This is a genomic window from Pseudonocardia sp. CA-107938, assembly GCF_050936315.1.
Classification (GTDB): Bacteria; Actinomycetota; Actinomycetes; order Mycobacteriales; family Pseudonocardiaceae; genus Pseudonocardia.
The window spans coordinates 6,563,625-6,586,816 of sequence record NZ_JBNJNA010000001.1 but is presented as its reverse complement, the minus strand read 5'-3'; the positions used below and the strand labels follow the sequence as shown (position 1 = coordinate 6,586,816).

Below are 23,192 nucleotides of genomic sequence, written 5' to 3'. Positions count from 1 at the left end.
GGCGCCTGGCGGGTCCCGCGATCAGGTCGCGTTGCGGCTGCGCAGCACCAGCACGGTCGTGACGGCGAGGACGACGGTGCCGATCGCCTCGACGACGAGCGTGGTGGGCACCAACTGGTAGTCGATGGTCTCGAAGATGCCGAAGAACCCGATCGTCAGCGCCATCACCAGCGCGAGCAGCGTCCCGGCCATGAAGAGCAGGCTCAGCACGCTGGCCCAGCGCAGCAGCCCGCCGCGGAGGACGACCATCGCGATCGCCAGCACGAGGCCGCCGATGGCGTTCAGCACGAACAGCACGCCGAGCAGGCCGCCTACCCCGTCGAACACGAGGTAGAGGTGGATCGCGCCCATCGCCAGGAGCAGGAGCGCGCTGAGGTACCGCAGGACGGTGACGGCGGCGCCGGTGTCGTCGCGACGGTGGGAACCGGCTGCCTGAGGTCGTGTGGTCATGTCCGTGACCTGCCTTCCCGGTGCGTCGGGGTTTCATCATGCACACGGATGCACGGGTCGGAAGGTTCAGATGAACCCGATCGGGTTCTCGTCCGTGTACTGAGCCATGCCTGGATCGCAGAACGGGAGCAGGGTCGCCGCGGCCGTGTGCACGGTGCTGGCCGGCGTGCTGGTGTTCGTCGCGCTCGTCCTGCCGAAGGAGGTCGGGCAGCTCACGCCGGTCGCGTTCCTGCGGATCCCGGTGGAGGGCCTGCTGCTCGGTGCGGTGCTGCTCGTCCTGCGCGGGCGTGCCCGGCGGATCGTCGCGGTGGTGGCCGGGGCGGCGCTGGGCCTGCTGACGGTGCTGGCCGCGCTGCAGATGGGCTTCCGCACGGCGCTGGGCCGGCCGTTCGACCCGCTGTTCGACTGGCCGCAGCTGGGCAGCGGCATCGAGCTGATCGGGAGCCCCACCGCCCGCGTCGCCGCGGTGGCCGCCGGGGTGCTCGCCACCGTCGTGCTGGCGGTCCTCATGGCACTGGCCGTGCGGCGGCTGGCCGGGCTCGTCGCCGGGCACCGCACCGCGACGGCCCGCACGCTCGCCGTCGCGACCGTCGGCTGGCTGGCCTGCTTCGCGGCCGGCGCGCAGCTCGTGGCGCCGGTCCCGGTCGCTGCGCGCAGCACCGCGGCGCTCACCTGGGAGACCGCACAGCTGGTGTCGACGAGCCTGGCCGACCAGCGGCGATTCGACGAGCAGGCCGCCGTCGACGCCTTCCACGACACCGCGCCCGCCGACCTGCTGACCGCGCTGCGCGGGAAGGACGTGCTGCTCACCTACGTCGAGAGCTACGGGCGGTCCGCTGTGGAGAGCCCGGAGTTCGCACCGACCGTCGACGCGGTGCTCGACGAGGGCACCCAGCGGCTGGCCGCCCACGGGTTCGCGGCGCGCAGCGCGTTCCTCACCTCGTCGGTGATGGGCGGGGGCAGCTGGCTGGCGCACGCCACCCTCCTGTCGGGTCTGCGCGTCACCAACCAGCACAGCTACGAGAAGCTCGTGACCGGTGACCGGTTGACGCTCACCAGCGCGTTCCACAAGGCGGGCTGGGACACCGCCGCGGTCATGCCGTCCAGCTCGGGCCCGTGGCCCGAGCAGGCGTTCTACGGCTTCGACCAGGTCTACGACTCGGGCAACCTCGGCAACCGGTCGCGGACCTACGCGGGCTTCCAGACGCCCGACCAGTACACGATGTCGGCGTTGCAGCACATGGTCCGCGAGCGCCCCGGCCGCGGGCCGGTGATGGCGGAGGTCCCGCTGGTCACGAGCCACTGGCCGTGGGCGGAGGTGCCGCGGCTCCTCGGTTGGGACGAGGTCGGCGACGGCTCCGTCTACGACCGGCCCGGCGCGGGGCAGGGCGACCCCGAAGAGGCGGTGAAGGCGAGCCCCGAACGGATGCGCGACGGGTACCGCCGCTCCATCGCGTACTCGCTGTCGACGCTCATCTCGTACGTCGAGAACTACGGCGACGACGACCTGGTGCTGGTCTTCCTCGGTGACCACCAGCCGGCGCCCTTCGTCGCGGGTGAGACCGCCGGGAAGGACGTGCCGATCACGATCGTCGCCCGCGACCCCGCCGTCCTCGACCGGATCAACGGCTGGGGCTGGCAGGACGGCCTGCGACCCGGCCCGGCCGCCCCGGTGTGGCCGATGGACTCCTTCCGCGACCGGTTCCTCACCGCGTTCGGCCCCCCGGCGAGCTCGGGGCCCCCGTCCCCGCACCGATGATCGCTTCCGGCCGCCAGTATGGAGGTATGACCCACCACCTGACGGTGTGCCGATGATCGCGCGGATCTGGCGCGGATGGGCGTCCGAGGCCACGGCCGACGACTACCAGCGCCACTACGAGACCGAGGTGACCGACCACCTCCGGCACGTCAGTGGCTTTCGCGGCGCCCGCCTGCTACGCAGCCAGGACGGCGACGAGGTCCGGTTCACCTCCATCACGTTCTTCACCGGCCTCGCCGATGTCCGCGAGTTCGCCGGCGACGACCACGAGCAGGCCCTCGTGGAGGACGCGGCCCGCCGTGCCCTCACCCGCTGGGACGACCGGGTCAGCCACCACGAGGTCGCCGTCGACGTCCGACCGTGACCGGTTGAACGGTGTCCGGGCCCTTCGCGCGCGGTCGCAGCCCGACGGGTTCGTCGGTGATCAAGGGCAGAACGTCGCCGCCCAAGATCCACTGACGACGTTCTCCCCTCGATCGACACCACCCCGCCCCGCCGCGCGGTCGTCACGCCGGCGATCTCGCCCGCCGCGCCGCCGACGTCGATCAGCGCCCTACCGGCGCCGCGGTGGCGGCGCGGACGAGCGCCGCGACCGATCGCGACGTGCTGTGCGCCGGCCAGGCGAGCAGGAGGACGGCCGGCTCCAGGTCCGTCACGGGGATCGTGGTCAGGTCGTCGCGCAACGGCGTGGTCAGCACCCGGGGCAGCACGGCGACCTTGCGGCCGAGCGCGATGACGTGCATCAGCTCGCCGATGCTCGTCATCTCGTGGGGCGCGGTCGGTCGCCGGTGGAGGTTCTCGCCGGCCAGGTCGGCCATGCGCAGGCTCGCGCGCTCCGCCAGCGGGTGCGTGCGGGGGAGCACGGCGACCGGCGCCTCGGCGAGCAGCGTCTCGGTGTCCATCCCCCGCAGCTCGTCCGGGTGCGCGAACAGCATCGCGGCATCGGCCCGTCCCTCGCGGAGCGCACGGGCGCAGTCGACCTCGAAGACGACCTCGACCGGCAGGACGTCGGGCTCGCGCTCGTAGGCCGCGAGGATGCCGGGGAGGAGGCCGGCGTCGCCACCGGGCTTCATGGCGAGCGCCAGTCGCGGCGCACGGGTGCCGGCCCGCTGGGTGCGCAGCGCCGCCGCGGCCGCCACGCGCCTCGCGGGCCAGGACCTGACCGGCCTCGGTCAGCGCGACCGAGCGGCTGCTCCGCTCGAACAGGGTGACGCCCAGGCGGTGCTCGAGCCGGCGGACCGACTTGGACAGGCCCGGTTGCGCGATGCCCAGCCGGGCAGCGGCGCGGCCGAAGTGCAGTTCGTCGGCGACCGCCAGGAAGTACTCCAGCTCGCGCGTCTCCAGGCGATCCATTCCTCCAGTTTATCGATCGCGGCACGGCCGGTCTTGGACGCTGCGGCGCCGCCGGTGCTGGGGTGGAGGAGTCCCACCGACAGATCACAGGAGAACGATCCATGCCCGCAATCGCGCTCGTCGCCGCCGGTAACCGCCTCGGTCTGGCGCTCGGGACGCTCTTCGGCCGGCACGGCTTCGACGTCGCGTTCGTCGCGCGGTCGGAGGAGCGGCTCGGCGAGCTCACCGGGAAGGTGGCGGCCGACGGCATCCGGGCCGCCGGCTTCGCCGCCGACGTCACCGACCGGCCGGCGCTGGCCGGAGCACTGGAGCGGGCCGCGGACCGGTTCGACGGGATCGAGGTGCTGCACTACGCCGCCCCCGTCGCCGGCAGCAGCGCGGACGTCCGCCGCACCGGCGCGGTGGACGTCACCGCGAGCGGCGTCGCAGCGCAGATCGACAGCATCTGCCTCGGGGCCGTCGCCGCCACCCGCGCGGTGCTGCCGGCGATGCTGGCCGCCGGCCGGGGAACGCTGCTCTACACCACCGGCGCCTCGTCGGTGGTGCCCACGCCGATGTTCGTCGGCGCCGGTATGGCCGGCGCGGCCCTGCGCAGGTGGGTGCTCGGCCTCGAGTCGGAGTTGGCGGACAAGGGGATCTTCGCCGGCCACGTCGCGATCGGCGCCTGGCTGGCCGGCACGCCGGGCGCCCCCGAAGGCGCGGTGCTCACCGAGCCCGAGCAGGTCGCGCGCCGCTACTGGGACCTGCACGTCCGCCGCGAACCCGTCGACCAGCTCGTCACCGGGTGAGCGTCAGCGCTCGGCGCCGATCCGGCGGATCAGCAGGTGGTCGACGTCGACGCCGGGCCCCGGCCGGCGACCCACGCGATCCACTCGGCGACCGTGGCCGGATCCAGGTATCCGCCGGGGCGTCCGTCGGGCGGGCCGCCGATGGGCTCGAAGAAGCCGGTCCGCACCGCCCCGGGACTGATCAAGGTCACCCCGATCCCGTCCTGCGAGACGAGGAGCCGCAGGTTCTCCGCGAGGCCCGTCATCGCGAACTTCGTCACCCCGTACAGGTTGCCCCGGGTGTGCACGTGCCCGGCGACGCTGCCCACGATGACGATGCGCCCGCGCGTCCGGCGCAGGTGCGGGATGGCGGCACGGGCGAGCAGCGCGGGGCCGAGCACGTTCGTCACGACCATGTCGTGCCACTGCTCGGGGTCGCCGTCGAGGAACGCGTCGTGGGTGGCGTAGCCCGCGTTGGCGACGACCGTGTCGATGCGGCCGAACTCGGTGACGGCCGTGCCGATCGTCCGGTCGACGGCGCCCGGATCCCCGGCGTGTCCGGTGACCAGCCGGAGATCGGCGTCGTCGGGCAGGGTCGCGGCCAGCTCGTGGAGGCGGCCGGCGTCGCGGCCCGTGGCGACGACGCGGTGACCGTCCCGCAGCAGCTCGCGCACGGTCGCCGCGCCGATCCCGCGGGACGCTCCGGTGACGATGGTGACACGACGGTCGCTCATGCCCCGGCACGCTAGGGATTCGAGTGCGCTCGAACGCAAGCGCGAGCTGCCGCAGGTGCTCAGTCAGGCAGCAGTGCGGTGCACTTGATCTCGGCGAACAGTCCCGGCATGGCCAGCGCGGCCACGCCGAGCGCGGTCCAGGTCGGCGGCCGGTCAGGGTTGGACGTACCGGGTGCGGGCGCCGGCCGGCGCAGGGGAGCCAAGCCGTTCCCGGAGAGGCTGTCGAATGGATTTCGATCAGTGCCCCGGCCCCAGGAAGTTGAGGTAGATCAGGCCGCGCACCAGCGGCGTGACGCCGAGCCCGAGCGTGTAGAACGCGTCGAGGCTGCCGAACTGCGCGACGGCCTGGTCGAACGCGGCGTCGAGGTACTCCTTCGCGACGTGCGGGCCGCCGAGCTGCGCGTTCGAGTAGAGGTACTCGGCGTAGACGGCGTCGCGCGGCACACCGAGCAGGGTCAGCAGCAGGGCGGTCATCCAGCCGACGCGGCCGGTGCCCGTCGCGTCGGTGACGAGCAGCGGGAGCGCGGTCGGGTTCGCGAGGAGCCGGAACGTGGCGGCGAACTGCCCGAGCGACTCCGGGTGCGACGTGTAGGAGCGGTACGTCGCGATGAGTGCCGGATCGGGCCGGGCCGGCAGCAGCCCGTTCAGCACCGGTTCAGCTGCGCCGACCGGGAGCTCGACCACGCGCACCCGGGGCGGCACGCGGCCGGGCCCGCTGCGGGCGATCTCGGTCGCGTCGCGGTAGTCGACGATCGTGTGCAGGCGGAGCGCGGCGAGCTGGGCGAGTCCGGTCTCGGTGACTCCGCTGAGGGTGCCGGAGCGGACCATGCGCCCGTAGCGGACGGTCGTGCCCTGACGCGTGCGGTGGCCGCCGACGTCACGGGCGTTGAGGGAGCCGTCGACGGGCACGACGCGCGGCGGCACAGCCGGCTCGGCGAGTGCGGTGCCGGGCGCGAGCAACGCGGCTGCGGCAACGCCGCCGGCGGTGAGGAACCCGCGACGCCCGATCCGGCTCGGCATGCGAACTACTCCCTGCGCTCAAGTGGAGGCGCCGAACGTAGCGGTCGGGTGATCGACTGCGCCGACCAGGTGGCCCTCGGTCACGCCCAGCGGTCGGCGCCGACTCAGAAACCGCGCTGCTGAATCGGATCGCGAACCCCTGTTGGACGGTGGGCCGGACCCGCGCGAGAGTGCTGGCATGGAGTACCGCACCCTGGGTGGCACCGGAACGATCGTCTCGACGCAGTGCCTCGGCACCATGACGTTCGGCAACGAGAGCAGCGAGGAGGTGTCGCACGCGCAGCTCGACCGCTTCCTCGAGCGCGGCGGCAACTTCATCGACACCGCGAACGTGTACTCGCGCGGCGTCTCCGAGGAGATCGTCGGGCGCTGGCTCGCCGCCCGGTCGGAAGTGCGGGACCAGGTGGTGATCGCCACCAAGGGCCGCTTCGCGATGGGTGACCTGCCCAACGACGTCGGCCTGTCGCGGGTGAACCTGAGCCGCGCGCTCGACGCCAGCCTGCGCCGGCTGCAGGTCGACACGATCGACCTGTACCAGGCGCACGCGTGGGACGCGCTGACCCCGCTCGAGGAGACGCTGCGCTTCTTCGACGACGCCGTGCGCGCGGGCAAGATCCGCTACGCGGGGGTGAGCAACTTCCTGGGCTGGCAGCTGCAGAAGGCGGCCATGCTCACCGACCGGCTCGGCCTCACCCCGATCGTCACGCTGCAGCCCCAGTACAACCTGCTCGTCCGCGAGATCGAGTTCGAGCTGACCGCGGTGTGCGAGAACGAGGGCATCGGCATCCTGCCGTGGTCGCCGCTGGCCGGCGGGTGGCTCACCGGCAAGTACCGCCGCGACGAGGTCCCCACCGGCGACAGCCGGCTCGGCGACAACCCGGAACGCGGCATGGAGGCGTACGCGCCGCGCAACGCGCAGGAGCGCACCTGGCAGGTCATCGACGCGGTCCGCAAGATCGCCGACTCGCGCGGCGTGTCGATGGCGCAGGTCGCGCTGGCCTGGACGGCGGACCGCCCGGCCGTCACCTCCGTGATCCTCGGTGCGCGCACCGTCGAGCAGCTCGACGACAACCTCGCCGCGGCCGACCTGCACCTGTCCGCCGACGAGACGGCGCTGCTGGACGAGGTCAGCGAGCCGATCGTGGGGGACTACCCGTACGGCCCGCAGGGCAAGGCGCAGCGCGCCAGCGGCCGCGTCCTCTGACCGCACACATCGTCGGGCCCGTTCACACACGTTCTGACGTGTGTGAACGGGCCCAGCGGTGTGTGCGGTGCGCCCTCAGAGGCCGGCGCCGCCGTCGATCAGCCGATCAGGCCGCGGATGAGCTCGACCGAGTCGCGCTCCGAGAGCGCCGACTCCCACAGCGACGTCCACAGCCGCTCGTAGAGCCCGACGACGTCCCGGTCGTGCAGCTCCTGCCCGCCGTGCAGCAGCTCTGTCGTCACGAACACCGCGCCGTCGTCGGCTGCTGTGAACATCGCGAAACTGTGCCAGCCCGGCGTCCCCGTCCGCTTCGACGGCAGGACCCGCACCTCGACCGTCTCCAGGGTCGCCACCGACACGATCCGGTCCAGCTGGGCCGGCAGCACGCCGGGGCCCGGCGACCACGACAGCAGGTGCTCGGCGATCAGGAACTCGAAGCGGCGGCCGGGCTCGAAGAGCACCTGCTGTCGCTCCAGCCGCGCCGCGACCGATGCCGCATGATCGATCGATCCGTACGGATCCACGAGCGGGAACAGCTGGCGGGCGTACTGGGCCGTCTGCAGCAGGCCCGGCAGGAACTCCGTCGTCCAGCCCCGCACCAGGCTCGCGGCGACCTCGCGCCGGCCGGCGACGCCCTGCAGGTGCGGGGCGTCGTCGAGGTCCGGCCACGGTGTCGTCGCGCCGTGCGCCGCCTCGGCCAGCGCGACCACGCGCTCGACGACCTCGGCGGCAGCCGCGGTGCGGTGCACCCAGGCCTGCACCTGGTCGCGTGTCGGCAGGCGTTCGCCGCGCTCGATGCGGGAGACGGCGACCTGGCCGAGCCCGATCGCATCCTGCAGATCCCGCTGGGTCAGGCCGGCCAGCGTGCGCAGCGCCTGCAGCTCCGCGCCGAGCTGGCGACGCACCGACGACACCTCAGCCACGTCGGCCTGCCAGGAATTCGTTGAGCGACACGGTCCGCGCCAGCACCTCCTCCAGCTGGTTGCGCAGGTTCGCGAGCGTAGCCGGGTCGGTGCACAGGTCCGCTCCCAGCCAGTGACCCTCGGCGTCGTAGCTCATGAGCACGGCGTGCTCGCCGGGAAGGCCGGCATCGAACAGCCAGAAGTCGCTGACATCGCCGGGCACGTCGGCACGCAGCGCGATCCGCACCACTTCGCCGACAGCCTGCGCCTCGCCGTACGAGATCAGCTCGGCGGATTCGTAGTCGGTGAGTGGATCGTCGAGGACGCGGACCCTGGTCCACACCTTGCCCTGCTGGATCGTCTGGATCGCGATGCGGGTCAGCCACGGGGAGGTGGACACGGACCGCAACGGACGCGGGGTGCCGGCGCGGGCTGCGGCCAAGCGGTCTGCTTCGTCACCTCCGACGTCGTAGGCGGGCAGCGTCTCCAGCCGGGAGACGGTCGAAGCGAAGGAGTCGAAGAGGGCGTCGAATTCCTCGGGGGTCACCGTGTGGCCGGACCCAGCGCTGCTGCCGGCGTACGGACGCGCCGGAACCGCCACGGCGACACCAGCGCGCGCAGGAGCATGCCGACCGGCAGATCCGCCAGCAGCCGGCCGAACGCCGGAGCGTCGATGCGGACGACGTCCTCACTGGCCGGGAGCGGCCGGTCCAACGTCGTCACGTAGCCCTGCACCTTCACGTCTTCCCCGTCGAGGTAGAGCGTCGGGCAGGGGCCCTGATCGCAACTGCCCGCAAGCAATCGACTCACCATCGTCCAACCCCCCGCAGTCGTCCTGAGTCTAGATGGATGGCCATAGTCGGCCGAAGTCCGATGTGCAGTCAAGCCCAACGTGCTACTGATGTATCAGAATGTATGTGATTGAATGATGGTGCTCGGCGTGGCTGCGCGGAAGCGTGGAAACAAGGGAGGCCTCGGCGGATTGCGCCCGCCGAGGCCTCGGTGACCCGAACTGAGGAGTCCCAGGTCGATGAAGAGCGTACGTGAGTTGTGGGCGGGAGATCTCCGGTGACCCCGCTGGTGGCGCTGATCGTCTCCCAGCCGGGGATGGCCGGTCGGCTGATCGCGCAGCACCGCGATGACGGGTCGGGCCGCTGCACCACCTGCCAGCTCGGCGGTCAGGCCGGCCGGTGTCGCTGGCCGTGCTCGATCTATGCCGCGGCGGCCGCGGCGGAGGAGGTGCGGGCGGGTGGTCCCGAAGCCAGGTAGCCGCCCGCCGTGCGACGTGTGTCTGCGACCGGTGCGGTTCGACGTGCTGACCATGGAGTTCGTGCACGTCGAGCCGACGTGGTGCCGCGGGATCGACGGCGTGGTCCTCGACGTCTCGTACCGGGATTGGATCACCGGGAAGGCGGACGAGGACCGCCCAAGCTCACACCCTGCTCCACGGCAGGGCTGACCGCAACGGTCACGAATGGTCTGCTCGTCTCGAACCGGAGGGACCGCCGGTCGAGGACCGTGGTCGACGTTCCCCTGACGATGGCGCACGACCCCGGGCTGTTCCGGGTCACGTTCCACGAGGACGGACACATCGCCGGTCTGTTCGTGCTGAAGGCCGGCACCCCGGTCCCGTGAGTGTTCCCAGTCTGAGGTCGGTCCCAGGCGTGTGTGACGTTCAGACGGCGAACCGGGCCCGGATCGGGGCGAGGAACGTCTCGGCCGCGAGCGTGATGGCGGCGCTCGGCACGGCGATCGCGACGTGCCAGCTCGGGGCGTCGGCCGGCAGCGCGACCACGGCCAGCACGTCCGGCCGTTTGCGCGCGATCGGCGCGGGGACGACGGCGATCCCCATCCCGCGCTCGACGAGGTCGAGCAGGGTGTGGACGTCGTTGACCTCGGAGGTCACCGAACGCGGGATCCCGGCGGCCACGAACCCGCGGTCGGTGATCCGCCGGGAGCCCCAGGTCGGGTGGAAGTCGACGAATGCGGCGTCGGCGAGCGCATCCCAGCCGGTGGCGCCGCGGCCGGCGAGCGGGTGGTCGGGCCGGCAGACCAGCTGCATCGGCTCGGTGGCCAGCCGCAGGAACCGCACGTCCTCCGGGGCCGGGCCCGGCTCGGCGACGAAGGCCACGTCGAGCCGGCCCAACCGCACCTCCTCGATCAGGTCGGCCGAGCCGGTCTGCTGCACCTGCAGCTCGACGCCGGGGTGGTCGTCGTGGAAGCGGGCCAGCTCCGCGGTGACATCGACGATGCCGAGGCACTGCTCGGTGCCGACGCGCAGCCGGCCGCGGTGCAGGCCGCGCACCGCGGCGACAGCGTCTCGCCCGGCCGCGACGCTCGCGAGGGTGCGCCGGGACTCCTCGAGCAGTGCCCGTCCGGCGTCGGTCAGCTCCATGCGCCGGGTGTTGCGGATGAACAGGTCGGCCGCCAGTTCCTTCTCCAGCGCGCGGATCGACGCCGACAACCCGGACTGCGAGATGAACAACCGCTCCGCGGCCCGGGTGAAGTGCAGCTCGTCGGCGACGGCGACGAAGTGTTCGAGTTGGCGCAGGTCCACATTCAGAAGTCTAGGTGCTGAGTCGCGCGCGCTCCATGAGCGGAGGTCATGGGCAGATCGCGGCACTGACGGCGTCGGCCAGCCATTGCGCGTACCGCTCGCGCGACCAGCCCCGGTCGAGCACCAGCCGTTCGTAGTGGTCGACGGCCATGTAGTTCCAGAGCAGGTCGCGGACCTGGTCGAGGTCCAGGTCCGGCCGTAGGCGGCCGGTGTCGAGCAGGTGCTGCCCCAGCATCGTCGCGCCCGTGAGGGCCTCGCCGGTGAGGGCGCGCCAGACCGGCTCGAGGGTGTCGTCGACGTGGCGGCCGTCGCGGATCAGCATCTGGACCTTCGCCGAGCGCTCGATGCGCTGGGCCAGCCCGTCCGCGTAGAGCGCGATCTTGCGGCGGACGTCCGGCTCGGCCTGGATCGTCAGCGCCTCGGGCCGCCGCGCGACGGGGACGTCCTCGTCGTCGCCCGCGATGACGACGTCGAAGACGGCCTTGGCCAGTGCGGCCTTGGTGCCGAAGCCGTTGTAGACGAACTTGTCCGAGACTCCGGCCCGGGCGGCCACGCCCGCGATGGTCGTGGCGCGGAAGCCGTCGCGTTCGAACAGCTCCTGCGCCGCGCGGAGCACGGCGAGCCGGCGTGCGCGGCCCTGTGCTCGTCGCCCGCTGCTGTCATAGGCCCTCTTGACCTGGGTCATCGCGGGTTCCATACTTTCAGTTCAGTCTGGCAGAACTCAAATTGGCGGTGCGGCATGAGCACTGATCCCACGGTGGCGAACGACCTCGCATCCGTCGCGGTGCGCAGCATCGAGATGATGCCGGCGGGCGATCTGGCCGCCTTCGCCGAGGTGGTGCACCCGGACGGGTTCACCCGCGAGCGGCGGGCCGCACCACCGTGGGCACGCGGCACCGGCCCGGCCGCCTTCCACGCGCTCGCCGAATGGCTGCGTGCGGCCATCGACGACCTGTCGTACGAGATCCATCACGTCGTCGCCGACGGCGATCTCGTCACGGTCAACTCGACGATGCACGGCCGGCACACCGCAACCGTGGTCTTCTGGACCGAGGACGCGCAGGTCGACCAGGCGTTCGTCCCGACAGGCCGCCGGTTCGCGATCACGCAGTCGCACTGGTTCCGCATGGCCGACGGCAAGGTCCTCGAGCACTGGGCCAACCGCGACGACCTGGGCATGGCGCGCCAGCTCGGCTGGGTCCCGCCCACCCCCGCGTACCTGGTGCGGTGCGCTCTCGCCGCGCGGAAGGCACGGCGCGCGCCCCGGTCGGCCTGAACGGGTCAGCGCACGACCCGGCGGGCGACGCGTGCGGCCCGCGACGGTCGAGGCGTCCAGGGGACGGTGTCGGCCGGCGACCAGGCGTAGGTCGGGATCCCGTCCTCGACGAGGCCTCGCAGCTCCGGCACTCCGAGCTGAACGGCCGACCACGCGTAGAGGCGTGCGAGCCGCGGCTGGATCACGCCGAAGTCGACGAGGTGCCCGAAGCCGTGCTCGATCGCGACGAGCCGCTCGACGTCGTCGTCGAGCGGGTACCGGTCGGGCAGGATCCGGGACAGCGACAGGAAGATCCCCGTCATGCCCAGCCGCGGGTCGCCGAGCAGCGGGGCGGCCGGGCCCAACCAGCCCAGTGCGAGCCGCGGCGCCGCGACCATGGCGTGGGCGTACATCACCCTGATCAGCACCACGTTGAGGAAGAACCGCTCGACCCGGCCCTCGGCTCGGGCGAGGTCGTGGTGGTCGAGGTAGGCCGCGGCGATGCTGGCGTTGTGCGCGCGGTACCAGCTTCGCGCGGTGGGCCGGGTGATGAAGGCCAGTGCCGCTGCGGTGCTCGGCGACGGCGGCGGCCCGCCGCACCCGGCGGCGCGGGCGCGGGCCTCCCAGCCGTCGCGCAGCAGCCGTTCGTTGACGGCGCGCCACCACGGGCTCCCCGGCGACGGCCCGTCGGGCGGGTCCAGCAGCCGCCGCCGCAGCTGCCACGCCATGAAGGCGGCGGCGGCCCGCCGGTAGGGGAGGTAGGCCTGCCGGCCGGCGACCCCGTCGCGGTACAGCTCGTCGAGCAGCCGCAACCGGCCCGCGGGGTCGTCGCGGACCTGGGCCACGCGTTCTGCCGCGTACTCCACCGCGGAGCGGTACGTCGTCACGCCCGTGCGACGAGGGCGAGCTTCTCCCCGCTCAGCTGCGCGTGGATCGCGTGGATGCGGGCGTCGGCCACCTCGAGCGCGGCGACCAGGAACGGCGTCCCTCCCGTCGTGACGAGCAGCCCCGGCTCGCCGTTTACCGTGACGACGTGCAGGCCGAGATCCGCCGGCCAGAACGGCTGGGCACTGCGGAACCAGTCGGCGATCGCGGCCGCCGTGTGCAGCGGCGTGCGCGGGGTCTCGCGGCGCCCGGCGGAGTCGGCGACGAACACGGCGTCCGGTGCGAGCAGCGCCACCAGCGCCGCGACGTCGCCGCGGACGGCCGCGTCGGCGAACCGGGCGACCAGCTCGCGGTGCTCCTGCGGGTGCGGCTCCCGCCGTGGCCGCCGATCCCGGACGTGCCGCCGCGCCCGGTAGGCGAGCTGCCGCACGGCCCGGTCGGTGCGCCCCAGCATCGCGGCGATCTCGGAGTGGCCGAACCCGAATGCCTCGTGCAGCACGAAGACGGCCCGCTCGTCCGGGTCGAGCGACTCCAGCACCACCAGCAGCCCGACGGACGCGGCCGCGCGGGTCTCGACCTCCTGCGCCGCGTCGCCGACCAGCGGCTCCGGGAGCCACGGCCCGACGTACGTCTCGCGGCGGGCCTGCAGCCGCCGCAGCTGATCCACCGCGGTGTTGGTGACCAGCCGGAACAGGTACGCCCGCGGGTCCTCGACGCCGGCCTGGTCGACGCGGCTCCAGCGCAGCCAGGCGTCCTGCAGCACGTCCTCGGCGTCGACGCGGGTGCCGAGCATCCGGTAGGCGAGCCCGAACAGCGCCGGCCGCTCGGCCTCGAAGAGATCAGCCATCCAGGCCGAGACTAGCGCCGCGTGACGCGGGCCCGTCGGCATCCGTCTTCCCTGCATGAGCACCAAGAATCAGAACAGAGAGATCGTCGAAGAGCTGCTCCACCTCGTCTTCGACGCGAACGACCTCGACGCCGCCGGTGCCCTCCTGCACCCCGACTTCGTCTCCCACAACCCGCTCGTCCCGCACGACCCGGCCACGCAGAGCGGCCGCGACGCGTTCCTCGCGTTCTTCCGCGGGCCGGCCGGCACCGCGCTGATGCAGGCCGACACCGAGGTCCGCCGGATCGTCGCCGGCGACGACCTGGTCGCGGTGCACAGCCGGCTGGCCCGCGCGGGCGCGCCGGCGACGGCGGTCGTCGACATCCTGCGCGTGCTCGACGGCCAGGTCGTCGAGCACTGGGACGTCGTCCAGCCGTTCCCCGACGCGCCGGCCAACCCGCACGGGATGGTGTGAACCTCAGACGTACGGCGCCCCGAGCGGGTCGACGGTCTCGTGGTCGCCGACCCGCTCGGCCAGCCGGTCGAGCGCCCAGTCGCCGTCGCCGAGCAGGTGGTCGATGACGGCCAGTCGGCTGAGGCGGTGCCCGGCGGAGTACTCGGCGGTGACGCCGATGCCGCCGTGGAGCTGCACGCTCTCCTCGCCGATGTGCCGCCCGGCCCGGCTGGTCTGCAGCCGGGCCCGGTCGGCGGCAGCGACGACGTCGCCGCCGGCGTCGATCACGAGCGTCGCCCACAGTGCGATGCTGCGGGCCAGCTCGAGGGAGACGTACATGTCGGCGGCACGGAACGTGAGCGCCTGGAACGTCTTGAGCGGCACCCCGAACTGGGTGCGCGTCTTCAGGTAGTCGCTGGTCGCGGTGATGGCCGACGACATCACGCCGACGGCCTCGTGCGCGTAGGCGATCCGGGCCTGCGCCAGTGCCCGCTCGATGTGCGCGCTGTCGTCCGCTGCGTCGCCGAGCGCCTCGGCCGGTGTGTCCGCGAACGCGACGTGCGCGGCGCGGCCACCGTCGGTGGTGCGGTAGCCGGTGCGGGTCAGGCCGTCCGCGTCACCGGACACGACGAAGAGGCGGGTGCCCTCGTCGGTCGCCGCGCTCACGACCAGCACGTCCGCCCGGGCGCCGTTCACCACGGGCTCCTTGACGCCGGAGAGCCGCCAGCCGTCCCCGTCGGGGGTGGCGCGCACCGCCGACGCCTCGACGGTCCAGCGGCTGCCCGGCTCGGCGTGCGCGAAGGCGACCAGCTGCGTGCCCTCCGCGATGGCGGCGAGCAGGCGGGAGCGCTGGGCGTCGGTGCCGGCGGCGTCGATCACGCCGCCGGTGAGCACGACGGCCTCCACGAACGGTTCCGGGGCCAGCACCCGGCCGATCTCCTCGGCCACGATCGCCACCTCGACGGGTCCGGCGCCGGTGCCGCCGTGCTCCTCGGGGAACGGCAGCCCGAGCAGGCCCATCTCGGCCAGCCGGGACCACACCTTCTCGTCGAATCCGGGGTCGTTGGCGACGGCCCGGCGGCGCTGCTCGTTCTCGCCGTAGGCGCGTTCCAGCAGCGCGCGGACGGCGCTGCGCAGGTCGTTCTGCTCGGTGTCGAAGTCGAAGTCCACGTCAGCTCACAGCCCCAGGATCGTGCCGGCGATGATGGTGCGCTGCACCTCGTTGGAGCCTCCGTAGATGGAGACCTTCCGGTAGTTCAGGTAGCCGGGACCGGCGGTGCGGGCCCATTCGGGCACGTCGGAGCCGTCCTCGGCGAAGGAGGCGACGGCGAGCGGGCCGGCGATGTCGAGCACCAGCTCGGTGGCAGCCTGCTGCAGCTCGGAGCCGCGCAGCTTCAGCACCGACGACGCCGGGTGCGGGCGCCCGTCGGACGAGTGCGCGACGACCCGCAGCGCGGTGAGCTCCAGTGCGAGCAGCTCGTTCTCGATCTCGGCGATCCGTGCGGCCATCCGCGGCTCCTCCAGCAGCGGTCGCCCGTTGCTGGTGACGCTGCGGGCGTGCTCCTTGGCCTCCGCGAGCATCCGCTTGGTGTAGCCGACGCGGGCGATGCCGACGCGCTCGTTGCCGAGCAGGAACTTGGCGTAGTCCCAGCCATGGTTCTCCTCGCCGACGAGGTTCTCCGCGGGTACCCGCACGTCGGAGAAGAAGACCTCGTTGACCTCGAAGCTGCCGTCGACGAGCTCGATCGGTCGCAGCGTGACGCCCGGGCTGTCCATGGGGAACACCAGCAGCGAGATGCCGCGCTGCTTCTTCGCCTCCGGGTCGGTGCGCACCAGGCAGAAGATCCAGTCGGCGTACTGGCCGAGCGTGGTCCAGGTCTTCTGCCCGTTGACGACCCAGTCGTCGGCGTCGCGGACCGCGGACGTGCGCAGGCCGGCGAGGTCGGAGCCCGCGTCGGGCTCGGAGAAGCCCTGGCACCACCAGATGTCGAGGTTGGCGGTGGCCGGCAGGAAGCGCTCCTTCTGCTCCTGGCTGCCGAACGCCGCGAGGACCGGGCCGATCATGCCGGCGTTGAACGGCAGCGGCTCCGGCACGCACGCCAGCTGCATCTCCTCGCGCCAGATGTGGCGCTGCAGCGGCGTCCACTCCCGGCCGCCCCACTCGACGGGCCAGTGCGGCACGGCCAGCCCGGCCGCGTTGAGGATCTGCTGGGTCTGCACCCACTGGTCACGGGTCAGTTCCCGGTGCGCCGCGACCGTCTCCCGGATCGACTCGGGGACCTGGCTGGTGAAGAACGTGCGCATCTCCTGCCGGAAGGATTCCTCCTCCGGGGACAGCTGCAACCGCATCGGACCTCGTCCTTTCCTCGTGCCGGCGACGTCGCCGTGGTCGACACTGTCAGGGCACGGTCGCCGCGCGCAACGCAGGGTTCGTCACCGATCAGGTCAGATCGAACGCGTGCAGCGTGCCACCGGTCGTGCTGGTCGTGCCGGACGTGCGCCGCGGGCCGAGCAGCGCGAACAGGGTGTTGCCGTCGAGCGCGAGGCTCGCCTCCAGGTTGGTCGCCGACGGGCTGATCAGGGGAACCGTCCACAGGATGTCCCCGTTGGCGGCCGAGCGGGCGGTGACCCGGTAGGTGTACGAGGTGTACGACATCGGCGCGTTGCGGTCGAATCCCCGTTCGGCGAAGAAGATCACGTCCGCGTTGCCGACGCTCTGCGGCTCCAGCAGCCACAGCTTGCTCGACGGCTGGCGCGGATCGGGGTCGTTGGCCTGCCACCGCAGCTGCCCGGTGTCGGTCGACCAGACCTGCGCCCGCTGCCCGCCCGCCGACGTCAGGCACAGCGCCGCGCCCGTCGCGTACGTGGTGGGCGAGATCTCGGCGGGGAACGGCGGGTCGGGCAGGTCGCGGCGCCACCGAATCGTGCCGGTGGCGGGATCGAGGGCGACGGCCTGACGACCGTCGGTGAGGAACAGCCCGGCCCCGGACACGGTCCAGCTGAAGCCGCGCGGCGCCCGCGGCTGCTGCCACAGCTGCGCGCCGGTGCCGGCGTCGAAGGCGGTGACGGCTTCCTGGCTGACGAACACGCGACCGTCGAGCACGGCCGCGCCGTCGGGGTGCGGCAACCCGGTCGGGGCCGCCCAGCGCCGGGTCCCCGTCGCCGGATCGAGCCCGACGACCGACCACGCGTCGTCGACCAGCTGGAACGCGACGACCACGTCCACGTCGGCCGTGACGAGGAAGGTCGCGGGCGCGGCCCACCGCAGCAGCCCGGTGCTCGTGTCGACGGCGGAGAGGCCGGGCTCGTCGTCGACGTAGCAGGCGGCCGGTGTCGCCCGGAAGCGCGGCAGGAGCAGGCTGTGGTCGTCCTGCAGGGCGTACGTCCAGGTCACCGAGCCGTCGCGGGGTGCGACGGCCCGCACGACCCGGTCGCTGCCGTAGAGGTAGGGCACGCCGCCGGCGACGTCCAGCGTCGCGGGGCCGGGCACGTCGATGACCCACCGCGCGGCCCGCGGCGTCGACCGTGCGGCAAGCACGAGACCGACGCCGCCCGCGGCCGCCGCCCCGACCAGCCCGGCCCCGATGAGCAGGCCGCGCCGGCCGATGCCGCGGCGACGGCGCTCGGGCTCCGGCGCCTGCAGCACCCGGGTGCCGCCGTCGACGGCCGGGGCAGTGGGCGCGGCCGCGATCAGGTCGACCAGCTCGGCCGCAGTGGGCCGGTCGTCGGGCTGCTTCGCCAGGCAGGGCTCGACGATCGCGGCCAGCCGCGGCGACAGGCCGGTGAGGTCGGGGGCGTCGTCGATCACGCGCCGCAGCAGCGCGAGCGGCGTCGTGCTCGTCCCGAACGGGCCACGGCCGATCGCGGCGAACACGACGACGGACGCCAGCGAGAACACGTCCGACGCCGGCCCGACGTCATGTCCGGCGGCCTGCTCCGGCGACATGAACCCGGGGGCGCCGAGCACGCCGCCGGTGCGGGTGATGCCGGCTTCGTCGAACGCGCGCGCGATGCCGAAGTCGATCAGCTTCGGGCCGTCGAGGGCCAGCAGCACGTTCGACGGCTTCAGGTCGCGGTGCACGATGCCACGGGCGTGCATGGCGGCCAGCGCCTCGGCGAGGCCCGCGGCCAGCCGAAGCACGGCGTGCTCGGGCAGCGTCGCGCCGGCGACGGCCTGCTCCAGCGACGGCCCGGACACGTACTCGGTAGCCAGCCACGGGACCCGCGCGTCGGGCTCGGCATCGATCAGCTGGGCCACCCGCGGCCCCTGCACCGCGCGGGCGACGGCAACCTCGCGGGCGAAGCGCTCCCGGAACCGCTGGTCGGCCGCGAACTGCTCGTGCACCACCTTGACGGCGGCCTGCCGCGGCCCGTCCGCGGTCGGTTCCTCGCCCAGGTAGACCTTGCCCATCCCGCCGGCCCCGAGCAGCCCGAGCAGCCGGTACGGGCCGATGGTCGGCGGGTCCCACTCGGACAGCGGGGACACCGTCGGGGTCCGCCGGCGCGCCCCGAACTGCGCGGCGACCGACGCCGCGTCCGGCCGCGTCGTCGGATCCTTCGCCAGGCACGGCTCCAGGACCGAGCGCAGCCCGGGGGAGAGCGCGGAGAGGTCGGGCTCGTCGTCGCGGATGTGCCGCAGCAGCGCCACGGCGTCCGTCTCGTGACCGTACGGGCCCGCCCCGGTCGCGGCGAACACCAGCACGGCGGCCAGCGAGAACACGTCCGACGCCGGCCGGATCTCGGTGCCCCCGGCCTGCTCGGGGGACATGAACGCCGGGGTGCCCAGCACCGCGCCGGTCGCGGTGATCACCGACTCGCCGATCGACCGCGCCACCCCGAAGTCGATCAGCCGCGGCCCGTCGTCGGTGATCAGGACGTTGGACGGCGCCAGGTCGCGGTGCACCACGCCCTGCGCGTGCAGCTGCGCCAGTGCGTCCGCCAGGCCGCGGCCGAGCACCGTGACCTCCGGCTCCGACAGCGGCCCGCGGTCCTCGACGACCTGGTTCAACGACCGCGACTCCACGTACTCCGTCGCGAGCCACGGCCGGGGAGCCTCCGCGTCCCCGTCCAGCAGGGGCACGAGGCCGTGGCCGCGCACCGTCCGCGCGACGGCCACCTCGCGCGCGAACCGCCTGCGGAACTCGACGTCCGCGGCGAACCCGCTGTGCAGCACCTTCACCGCCGCCATCGCCCCGTCGCCGGACCGGCCGAGGTACACCGTGCCCATCCCGCCGGCACCCAGCCGGCCGAGGAGCGCGAACGGGCCGACCGTCGCAGGATCGTCCTGCTCCAGCGCCTCCACCCGGCCCCCATCGCGTCTGCGCGTACCCGATCGCGCCTCGAACGGGTGACGTCCCGGTCGCCGTGCTCACGGACAGTGCGCCTCTACGCCGAATGGTCGCACAGCGCTCCGCGCGCGCAGGTGCAGAGGGGCGCCCCCCGGAGCCGACACCCCGGGCCTCGCGACGACCCGCGCCGCTAGGGTCCCGCTCGATGAGCCAGCAGGAGCGAGCCACGATCCCGACGCGCTCCGGCGCGGCCGTCGGCGCCGGTGCGGTGGCGGTGCTGCTCGCCGCGCTGGACGCGTACGTCGTGGTGACGCTGCTCGTCCAGATCATCACCGACCTCGCCGTGCCGCTGACCCAGCTGGAACGGGCGACGCCGCTGGTCACCGGGTACCTGCTCGGTTACGTCGGCGCGATGCCGCTGCTCGGGCAGGTGTCGGACCGGTTCGGGCGCCGGCCCGTGGTGCAGCTGTGCCTGCTCGGGTTCGCGGCCGGCTCGGTGGTGACGGCGCTCGGCACCGATCTCCCGACGGTCGTCGCCGGGCGGGCGCTGCAGGGCGTCGCGGGCGGGGCGCTGCTGCCGGTGACGATGGCGCTGGTCGGCGATCTCGTGGCCGAGCGCCGGCGCGCGACGATGCTGGGGATCGTCGGGGCCGCTCAGGAGTTCGGCAGTGTCCTCGGCCCGCTGTACGGGGCGGGGCTGGCCGCGCTCGTCGGCTGGCGCGGGGTGTTCTGGGTGAACGTGCCGCTGGCGCTCGTCGCGATGGTGGCGGTGCACCTCGCGCTGCCCCGGGCCGCGACCCGTCCGTCCCCGGCACGGCGGGTCGACGTCGTCGGCGGGCTGCTGCTCGCGGCGGCGCTCGGGCTGCTCGTCGTCGGGCTCTACAACCCCGATCCGAAGCACGCCGTGCTGCCGCCGTGGGGCTGGCCGGCGCTCGCGGCCGCGACGGTGGCGCTGGTCGCGCTCGTCGTCTGGGAGCGCCGGGCCGCGACCCGGCTGTTCGACCCGGCCGGGGTGCGCGGGCGGCCGGTGCTCGCCGCGCTGGTGGTGAGCCTGCTGGCCGGTGCGGCGCTGATGGTCACGCTCGTCGACGTCGAGCTGTTCGCCCAGACCCTGCTCGCGCGGGACGCGACGGGCGCAGCGCTGCTGCTGACGCGCTTCCTGGTGGCGCTGCCCGCCGGCGCGGTGCTGGGCGGGTTGCTGGCCCGCCGTCTCGGGGACGCGCCGACGGCGACGGCCGGGATGGTGGTGGCCGCCGTCGGCTACTGGTTCATGTCGGGCTGGCCGGTCGACCCGACCGCGGCGCAGCGGGTGCTCGGCGTCTCGATGCTCGACGCCGACCTGGTGCTGGCCGGGCTCGGGCTCGGACTGGTGATCGCGCCGGTGTCCGCCGCCGTGCTGCGGGCGGTGCCGGCGGACCGGCACGGGGTGGCGTCGGCCGCCGTCGTGGTCGCGCGCATCACCGGGATGCTCGTCGGGGTGGCCGCGCTGACCGCGTGGGGCCTGCACCGGTTCGCCGAGCTGACGGCCGGGCTCACCCTGCCGCTGCCGTTCGACGCGACCGGGTTCGTCGAGATGGCCGTCTACCAGCAGCGGCTGGCCGCCTACGCCGACGCCCTGCGCGGCGCCGTGCTCGTCGAGTACCGGGAGATCTTCGGGGTGACGGCGGTGCTGTGCGTCCTCGGCGCGGCGGCGGCGCTGCTCCTCGGCTCCCGCGGGCTCGCGGTGCCGGCGGACGAGGACGACGCCCCGTTCTGAGTGCCTGGCTCGGCGAGTCCTGCGTTCCGCCGGGCGAGTCCTGCGTTTCCCCGCGCGAGTCCTGCGTTCTGCCGGGCGAGTTCGGCGTTTCACCGTCGCGGACGGGCCGGCATGATCACCGGCGCCCGTCGACCGAACGCAGGACTCGCCCCGCAGAACGCAAGACTCGCGCCGCGGAACGCAGCGCGCCGGAGCGAGCCGTCACGTGCGCCGGCTGGCCAGCACCGCGACCAGGCCGAGCGCCGCGATCGCCGCGCCGGCGATCGGCGGGCCGGTCACGCCGAGCGTGGTGTCGATCGCGAGACCGCCGAGGTACGCGCCGAGCGCGGCGCCGGCGTTGACCGCCGACCCGCCCGCCGCGGACGCGAGCAGCGGCGCGCCGGCGGCCTGGTCGATCAGCCGGGTCATGAACGGCGCCACGATCGCGAACGCGCTGGCCCCGACGATCATCAGCAGGACCGCGGCGACGACCGGGGAGCCCGCCCCGACGGCCAGGCCCGCCAGGCCGATCGCGAGCACCGCCAACCCGCCACCGAGCACCGGGAGCTGGGCCCGGCTCCCCAGCCGCCCGCCGACGGCGTTGCCGGCGAGCAGGCCGATCCCGAACAGACCCAGCAGCGGGGCGATCGCGCCGGGCGGGAAGCCGCTCGCCGACGTCAACAGCGGGGCGATGTAGGTGTAGGCCGCGAAGAGGCCGCCGAGTCCGGCCATGCCGATCGCGAGCGTCAACCACACCTGCACCTGGGCGAACGTGCTCAGGCCGGCCCGCAACGACGTCGGTGCCGGCGGCCCCGATGCGGGCACCGCGCTCACGACGGCCACCAGCGCCGCCGCCCCCAGCACGGCGACGGCCCAGAACGTGGCCCGCCAGCCGATCAGCTGCCCGACGAGCGCGCCGAGCGGGGTGCCGGCCACGTTCGCGACCGTCCCGCCCGCGAAGACGATCGCGATGGCGCGGGCCCGCAGCGCCGGCGGGACCAGGTCGGCGGCCACGACCGACGCGGTGGCGAGGAACGCGCCCTGCCCGAGCGCGCTGAGCACCCGACCCGTCATGAGCAGCGCGTACGTCCCGGACAGCGCGGCGAGGGTGTTCCCGACCACGAACAGGGCCGCGGCGATCACCAGGAGCCGTGGCCGCGCCACCCGGGTACCCGCCACGACGAACAGCGGCCCGCCGACGACGATGGCCGCCGCGTACCCGGAGATGAGCAGGCCTGCCGTCGAGATGCCGACGCCGAGGTCCGCGGCGAGGTCGGGCAGCAGCCCGGCGATGACGAACTCGGCGGTGCACATCACGAACGCTCCGGCCGCGAGCGCGAGCAGCGCGAGGCGCGGGAACGTGCGGGGCTCCGGCCGGGCGACGGTGGCGGTCATGACGCGCGCACCGACGTGAGCGCGGCGGTGATGCGGGCCAGCCGGGCGCCCTGGTGGACTGCCGCCGCGAGCACCTCCGGCGGTGGCCCGCCGGGCGCCGCCACCGTGCTCAGCCCGTACGGGTTGCCGCCGGCCGCGTGGATGAGGTCGTAGTCGACGTACCCCGTCGGCACGATGACCGAGCCCCAGTGGTGGGCCACGTTGTACAGCGCGAGGATCGTGGCCTCCTGGCCACCGTGCACCTCACCGGTGCTGGTGAAGCCGGTGAACGGCTTGCCGGCGAGGTGGCCGGCCTCCCAGATCCCGCCGGTCCCGTCGAGGAAGTGCTTGAGCTGCGCCGCCACGTTCCCGAAGCGGGTGGGCGTGCCGACGGCGTACCCGTCGGCCCAGGTCAGGTCGTCGAGGGTGGCCTCACCGACGTCGGCGGTGGCCTCCAGGTGGGCCCGCCAGTCCGGGTTGCGGTCCACGACGTCGTCGGGCACGGTCTCGGCCACCCGGCGCAGCCGGACCTCGGCGCCGGCCTCGGCCGCGCCCTTCGTGAGCGCCTCGGCGATGGCGTGGACGTTGCCGGTCGCGGAGTCGTAGACGACGGCGATGCGCGGGGACAT

Annotated in this window: 25 protein-coding genes and 1 pseudogene; 8 read left to right on the top strand and 18 right to left on the bottom strand. The window is 73.6% G+C overall.

What is annotated here, in order from left to right:
- Positions 1-21: 21 nt before the first annotated feature.
- Positions 22-450 carry a hypothetical protein gene (locus ACQEVB_RS32535; RefSeq protein ID WP_432979897.1) on the bottom strand — a complete coding sequence of 143 codons (429 nt, stop codon included), beginning with the start codon at positions 448-450 and terminating at the stop codon, positions 22-24.
- A gap of 106 nt (positions 451-556) precedes the next feature.
- Here ACQEVB_RS32535 and ACQEVB_RS32530 point away from each other — a divergent pair, with 106 nt between their 5' ends.
- A complete protein-coding gene (locus ACQEVB_RS32530) occupies positions 557-2,209 on the top strand; it encodes a sulfatase-like hydrolase/transferase (protein ID WP_432979894.1) in 1,653 nt (550 codons plus the stop codon).
- A 52-nt stretch (positions 2,210-2,261) separates the two neighbouring features.
- Entirely contained in the window at positions 2,262-2,573 is a 312-nt protein-coding gene (locus tag ACQEVB_RS32525) for an antibiotic biosynthesis monooxygenase family protein (RefSeq protein WP_432979891.1), read from the top strand.
- A 181-nt stretch (positions 2,574-2,754) separates the two neighbouring features.
- Here the strand turns inward: ACQEVB_RS32525 and ACQEVB_RS32520 are convergent, their stop codons facing one another.
- Positions 2,755-3,348, bottom strand: coding sequence for a LysR substrate-binding domain-containing protein (locus ACQEVB_RS32520; RefSeq protein ID WP_432979888.1), 594 nt, complete (start codon positions 3,346-3,348; stop codon positions 2,755-2,757).
- A gap of 79 nt (positions 3,349-3,427) precedes the next feature.
- A pseudogene (locus ACQEVB_RS32515) lies at positions 3,428-3,562 on the bottom strand (LysR family transcriptional regulator); the annotation flags it as partial.
- 101 nt (positions 3,563-3,663) lie between these two features.
- Here ACQEVB_RS32515 and ACQEVB_RS32510 point away from each other — a divergent pair.
- On the top strand, positions 3,664-4,350 hold the full coding sequence (locus tag ACQEVB_RS32510; protein ID WP_432979885.1) for an SDR family NAD(P)-dependent oxidoreductase: 687 nt from the start codon (positions 3,664-3,666) through the stop codon (positions 4,348-4,350).
- 29 nt (positions 4,351-4,379) lie between these two features.
- On the opposite strand, the gene ACQEVB_RS32505 is transcribed toward ACQEVB_RS32510, so the two are convergent.
- The 3 genes from ACQEVB_RS32505 to ACQEVB_RS32495 are packed head-to-tail and all read right to left on the bottom strand — an operon-like array spanning position 4,380 to position 6,083.
- On the bottom strand, positions 4,380-5,063 hold the full coding sequence (locus ACQEVB_RS32505) for an SDR family oxidoreductase (RefSeq protein ID WP_432979882.1): 684 nt from the start codon (positions 5,061-5,063) through the stop codon (positions 4,380-4,382).
- Between the two features lie 59 nt (positions 5,064-5,122).
- Positions 5,123-5,266, bottom strand: a complete 144-nt coding sequence (locus tag ACQEVB_RS32500; RefSeq protein WP_432979879.1) for a hypothetical protein — start codon at positions 5,264-5,266, stop codon at positions 5,123-5,125.
- 34 nt (positions 5,267-5,300) lie between these two features.
- Positions 5,301-6,083, bottom strand: a complete 783-nt coding sequence (locus tag ACQEVB_RS32495; protein WP_432979876.1) for a tyrosine-protein phosphatase — start codon at positions 6,081-6,083, stop codon at positions 5,301-5,303.
- A gap of 178 nt (positions 6,084-6,261) precedes the next feature.
- Here ACQEVB_RS32495 and ACQEVB_RS32490 point away from each other — a divergent pair, with 178 nt between their 5' ends.
- Positions 6,262-7,287: an aldo/keto reductase gene (locus ACQEVB_RS32490; RefSeq protein ID WP_432979873.1), complete on the top strand. Its 1,026-nt coding sequence runs from the start codon at positions 6,262-6,264 to the stop codon at positions 7,285-7,287.
- Between the two features lie 98 nt (positions 7,288-7,385).
- Here the strand turns inward: ACQEVB_RS32490 and ACQEVB_RS32485 are convergent, their stop codons facing one another.
- From ACQEVB_RS32485 to ACQEVB_RS32475, 3 genes are read right to left on the bottom strand one after another with little or no spacing between them, the layout of a single operon-like run.
- Positions 7,386-8,192, bottom strand: coding sequence for a helix-turn-helix domain-containing protein (locus tag ACQEVB_RS32485; RefSeq protein ID WP_432979870.1), 807 nt, complete (start codon positions 8,190-8,192; stop codon positions 7,386-7,388).
- Positions 8,193-8,202: 10 nt separating this feature from the next.
- Positions 8,203-8,736, bottom strand: a complete 534-nt coding sequence (locus ACQEVB_RS32480) for a DUF6879 family protein (RefSeq protein WP_432979867.1) — start codon at positions 8,734-8,736, stop codon at positions 8,203-8,205.
- Positions 8,733-8,912, bottom strand: a complete 180-nt coding sequence (locus ACQEVB_RS32475) for a hypothetical protein (RefSeq protein ID WP_432979865.1) — start codon at positions 8,910-8,912, stop codon at positions 8,733-8,735. Before ACQEVB_RS32475 ends, ACQEVB_RS32480 begins: the two co-directional genes overlap by 4 nt.
- A 345-nt stretch (positions 8,913-9,257) precedes the next feature.
- Between ACQEVB_RS32475 and ACQEVB_RS32470 the strand changes: the two genes are divergently transcribed.
- On the top strand, positions 9,258-9,458 hold the full coding sequence (locus ACQEVB_RS32470; RefSeq protein ID WP_432979862.1) for a hypothetical protein: 201 nt from the start codon (positions 9,258-9,260) through the stop codon (positions 9,456-9,458).
- Positions 9,459-9,864: 406 nt separating this feature from the next.
- On the opposite strand, the gene ACQEVB_RS32465 is transcribed toward ACQEVB_RS32470, so the two are convergent.
- The gene (locus ACQEVB_RS32465) at positions 9,865-10,746 is read right to left on the bottom strand and encodes a LysR family transcriptional regulator (protein ID WP_432979859.1); all 882 of its coding nucleotides are present in this window, start codon (positions 10,744-10,746) and stop codon (positions 9,865-9,867) included.
- Between the two features lie 46 nt (positions 10,747-10,792).
- The gene (locus tag ACQEVB_RS32460; protein ID WP_432979856.1) at positions 10,793-11,431 is read right to left on the bottom strand and encodes a TetR family transcriptional regulator; all 639 of its coding nucleotides are present in this window, start codon (positions 11,429-11,431) and stop codon (positions 10,793-10,795) included.
- A gap of 54 nt (positions 11,432-11,485) precedes the next feature.
- On the opposite strand from ACQEVB_RS32460, the gene ACQEVB_RS32455 reads away from it, so the two are divergent.
- On the top strand, positions 11,486-12,022 hold the full coding sequence (locus ACQEVB_RS32455; protein WP_432979853.1) for an ester cyclase: 537 nt from the start codon (positions 11,486-11,488) through the stop codon (positions 12,020-12,022).
- A gap of 5 nt (positions 12,023-12,027) precedes the next feature.
- Here ACQEVB_RS32455 and ACQEVB_RS32450 read toward each other — a convergent pair whose 3' ends face one another.
- Positions 12,028-12,867, bottom strand: coding sequence for a hypothetical protein (locus ACQEVB_RS32450; RefSeq protein WP_432979850.1), 840 nt, complete (start codon positions 12,865-12,867; stop codon positions 12,028-12,030).
- Between the two features lie 17 nt (positions 12,868-12,884).
- The gene (gene sigJ / locus ACQEVB_RS32445; RefSeq protein WP_432979847.1) at positions 12,885-13,733 is read right to left on the bottom strand and encodes an RNA polymerase sigma factor SigJ; all 849 of its coding nucleotides are present in this window, start codon (positions 13,731-13,733) and stop codon (positions 12,885-12,887) included.
- 55 nt (positions 13,734-13,788) lie between these two features.
- Between sigJ and ACQEVB_RS32440 the strand changes: the two genes are divergently transcribed.
- Positions 13,789-14,187 (top strand): nuclear transport factor 2 family protein, encoded by a 399-nt coding sequence (locus ACQEVB_RS32440; protein ID WP_432979844.1) that lies wholly within the window; start codon positions 13,789-13,791, stop codon positions 14,185-14,187.
- 3 nt (positions 14,188-14,190) lie between these two features.
- Here the strand turns inward: ACQEVB_RS32440 and ACQEVB_RS32435 are convergent, their stop codons facing one another.
- The 3 genes from ACQEVB_RS32435 to ACQEVB_RS32425 all read right to left on the bottom strand — a co-directional run bounded on the left by ACQEVB_RS32435 (position 14,191) and on the right by ACQEVB_RS32425 (position 19,468).
- Positions 14,191-15,336 carry an acyl-CoA dehydrogenase family protein gene (locus tag ACQEVB_RS32435; protein ID WP_432979841.1) on the bottom strand — a complete coding sequence of 382 codons (1,146 nt, stop codon included), beginning with the start codon at positions 15,334-15,336 and terminating at the stop codon, positions 14,191-14,193.
- 6 nt (positions 15,337-15,342) lie between these two features.
- Positions 15,343-16,515, bottom strand: a complete 1,173-nt coding sequence (locus tag ACQEVB_RS32430; protein ID WP_432979838.1) for an acyl-CoA dehydrogenase family protein — start codon at positions 16,513-16,515, stop codon at positions 15,343-15,345.
- Positions 16,516-16,606: 91 nt separating this feature from the next.
- Complete coding sequence (locus tag ACQEVB_RS32425) at positions 16,607-19,468, bottom strand: protein kinase domain-containing protein (protein ID WP_432979835.1); 2,862 nt, start codon at positions 19,466-19,468, stop codon at positions 16,607-16,609.
- A gap of 191 nt (positions 19,469-19,659) precedes the next feature.
- On the opposite strand from ACQEVB_RS32425, the gene ACQEVB_RS32420 reads away from it, so the two are divergent.
- Positions 19,660-21,210, top strand: coding sequence for an MFS transporter (locus tag ACQEVB_RS32420; protein WP_432979832.1), 1,551 nt, complete (start codon positions 19,660-19,662; stop codon positions 21,208-21,210).
- A 201-nt stretch (positions 21,211-21,411) separates the two neighbouring features.
- On the opposite strand, the gene ACQEVB_RS32415 is transcribed toward ACQEVB_RS32420, so the two are convergent.
- Complete coding sequence (locus tag ACQEVB_RS32415) at positions 21,412-22,584, bottom strand: MFS transporter (RefSeq protein ID WP_432979830.1); 1,173 nt, start codon at positions 22,582-22,584, stop codon at positions 21,412-21,414.
- A complete protein-coding gene (gene wrbA, locus ACQEVB_RS32410) occupies positions 22,581-23,192 on the bottom strand; it encodes an NAD(P)H:quinone oxidoreductase (protein ID WP_432979827.1) in 612 nt (203 codons plus the stop codon). The genes ACQEVB_RS32415 and wrbA overlap by 4 nt, the downstream gene beginning before the upstream one ends.

Excerpts from the sequence above, each read along its gene's own strand:
- ACQEVB_RS32535 (WP_432979897.1), bottom strand. The coding sequence starts at position 450 with ATGACCACACGACCTCAGGCAGCCGGTTCCCACCGTCGCGACGACACC.
- ACQEVB_RS32530 (WP_432979894.1), top strand. The coding sequence starts at position 557 with ATGCCTGGATCGCAGAACGGGAGCAGGGTCGCCGCGGCCGTGTGCACG.
- ACQEVB_RS32525 (WP_432979891.1), top strand. The coding sequence starts at position 2,262 with ATGATCGCGCGGATCTGGCGCGGATGGGCGTCCGAGGCCACGGCCGAC.
- ACQEVB_RS32510 (WP_432979885.1), top strand. The coding sequence starts at position 3,664 with ATGCCCGCAATCGCGCTCGTCGCCGCCGGTAACCGCCTCGGTCTGGCG.
- ACQEVB_RS32505 (WP_432979882.1), bottom strand. The coding sequence starts at position 5,063 with ATGAGCGACCGTCGTGTCACCATCGTCACCGGAGCGTCCCGCGGGATC.
- ACQEVB_RS32495 (WP_432979876.1), bottom strand. The coding sequence starts at position 6,083 with ATGCCGAGCCGGATCGGGCGTCGCGGGTTCCTCACCGCCGGCGGCGTT.
- ACQEVB_RS32490 (WP_432979873.1), top strand. The coding sequence starts at position 6,262 with ATGGAGTACCGCACCCTGGGTGGCACCGGAACGATCGTCTCGACGCAG.
- ACQEVB_RS32460 (WP_432979856.1), bottom strand. The coding sequence starts at position 11,431 with ATGACCCAGGTCAAGAGGGCCTATGACAGCAGCGGGCGACGAGCACAG.
- ACQEVB_RS32455 (WP_432979853.1), top strand. The coding sequence starts at position 11,486 with ATGAGCACTGATCCCACGGTGGCGAACGACCTCGCATCCGTCGCGGTG.
- sigJ (WP_432979847.1), bottom strand. The coding sequence starts at position 13,733 with ATGGCTGATCTCTTCGAGGCCGAGCGGCCGGCGCTGTTCGGGCTCGCC.
- ACQEVB_RS32440 (WP_432979844.1), top strand. The coding sequence starts at position 13,789 with ATGAGCACCAAGAATCAGAACAGAGAGATCGTCGAAGAGCTGCTCCAC.
- ACQEVB_RS32430 (WP_432979838.1), bottom strand. The coding sequence starts at position 16,515 with ATGCGGTTGCAGCTGTCCCCGGAGGAGGAATCCTTCCGGCAGGAGATG.
- ACQEVB_RS32420 (WP_432979832.1), top strand. The coding sequence starts at position 19,660 with ATGAGCCAGCAGGAGCGAGCCACGATCCCGACGCGCTCCGGCGCGGCC.
- ACQEVB_RS32415 (WP_432979830.1), bottom strand. The coding sequence starts at position 22,584 with ATGACCGCCACCGTCGCCCGGCCGGAGCCCCGCACGTTCCCGCGCCTC.
- wrbA (WP_432979827.1), bottom strand. The coding sequence starts at position 23,192 with ATGTCCCCGCGCATCGCCGTCGTCTACGACTCCGCGACCGGCAACGTC.